The sequence below is a fragment of the Dietzia sp. Cai40 genome (assembly GCF_014145165.1).
Taxonomy (GTDB): domain Bacteria; phylum Actinomycetota; class Actinomycetes; order Mycobacteriales; family Mycobacteriaceae; genus Dietzia; species Dietzia natronolimnaea.
This window is the reverse complement of the sequence record NZ_JAALEB010000039.1, coordinates 1-1,658: the sequence shown is the minus strand read 5'-3', so window position 1 is coordinate 1,658 and position 1,658 is coordinate 1. Positions and strand designations below refer to the sequence as shown.

Annotated in this window: 1 protein-coding gene; it reads right to left on the bottom strand. The window is 64.3% G+C overall.

Annotated features, from left to right (window positions below; genetic code table 11):
* Positions 1 to 23: 23 nt before the first annotated feature.
* Positions 24 to 1,499: an IS1634 family transposase gene (locus G6022_RS01850; RefSeq protein ID WP_182640097.1), complete on the bottom strand. Its 1,476-nt coding sequence runs from the start codon at positions 1,497 to 1,499 to the stop codon at positions 24 to 26.
* Positions 1,500 to 1,658 lie beyond the last annotated feature (159 nt).

The window sequence follows — 1,658 nt, the reverse complement described above, 5'->3', positions numbered from 1 at the left end:
CCTGACTTCCACAAGTTTTAGTGTCACCCTGCGTTGATCGCGTCGATGACGGCTCGCGCGGCGTCCGGGATTGTGGGTTCGACGAGCATTTCGTGGTCGCCGATGGCGACGGTGACCGTGCGCAGCGGTCGCAGGGTGGTGACGATCTTCTTGATCGACATGCCGGTGAGGTCCTGCAGGTGCCGCGCCACGGCCAGGGCGGCAAACACGACGGTGAGGTGAGCTTCGATCGCATCGCGGGTGCGGTGGAAGATCGGGCGCGCCCTCAGGTCGGCCTTGGCCATGCGGAAGGACTGCTCGACTTTCCAAAGGTCGTGATAGGCCGCCACGACGGCATGGCCGTCCATCGCGGCCGGGGCGATGTTGGTGACATACCCCTTGTAGCCTGCAGATTCGCGGGCCCGCTGGATCGAGGCCTCGTCCAGGATTACCTTCTGGTCGGTGACCTTGACGAATCGCTGCTTCTTGAGTGGTTCTGCCCGGTCGGCCACGCGTTGCGCGCGGTCGATCTGCGCGTTCAGCGTCCGCCGGTCTCGCTTGGCTCGCTCCCATTTGTAGTGCCACACCACACGCCGGTCTCGCCGGTCCCGGCCCTGACCCATTGGGCGGATCAACTCCACGACACCGTCGTCGGCAATCACGTTGCCGCGGCGACCGAAATGGTCCTCGAGCTCCTTGGGCGCCTTGGAAGTGCGGGAGCCGACGATGAACGACAGGCCCGCATCTTCCAGCGCATTGAGGTTGGCCGCCGACAGCATGCCCGCATCGGCCACCACGACCATGTCGCTGATCTGGTGGCGCTTTTGGAAAGCCGTGATGACCGGGATCAGCGTCTTGGTCTCTGCCTTGTTGCCCTCGAAGACGTGCACGTCCAGCGGGAACCCATCCCGGGCCACCAGCAGGCCGACGGTAATCTGCGGGTCGACCTTGCGCTCTTTACTCATACCGACTTTGCGCAGGTCATCTTCTTTTTCGGCCTCGAAATACAAGGTGGTCAAGTCGTAGAGCACCAACGCCACACCAGGGCCCCCGGTGCGGTTGACGTGGGCCCAGCAGGCGGTGGCGATCAGCGCGCGGTAGTCCCGGCCGACCACTCGCTGCAGACAGTTGTAGAGCGTGTTGACGTGCGGTGGTTGCGTCCCCAATTCGCCCAGGACCCGAACCGAGTCCAACTTGCTGGTCGGCTCCACCACACGGCACAGCACCAGGTCGCGGAACACTGAATCGCCAACCACGTCGAAGCCGAGCCTGGAGTACGTACCGGTCAATCCTTGCCACAAGATCCGCGCCGTGGACTGCTGGATCCGCGCGGCTGTCGCTGCCGGCACGTCGATCACCGCGGCGCCGCGCTCGCTCAACTCCAGGTCAAACGCCTGCTGATCGCCCTGAATGCGCTGCTTGGCGACCTCGATCAATGCCGCCAACTCGCCGGGGGTGTGAGCCGAGCCCAGGTGCTCGCGCACCACCAGCCGGCCGCTGACCCACTCGACCAACTGCACGCCCGTGGCCCCCGAACCCGTCGGCACCTTCCGAAATTTCAGCCCCACAGGCCCAACCTACCGGGCCGTTTAGTGTCACAAACGCCAGCACAGAACTCGCCCTACCAGTGCAAACCGGAATCCGGATCCCTAGAACAGCGTCAACTTGTGGAAGTCAGG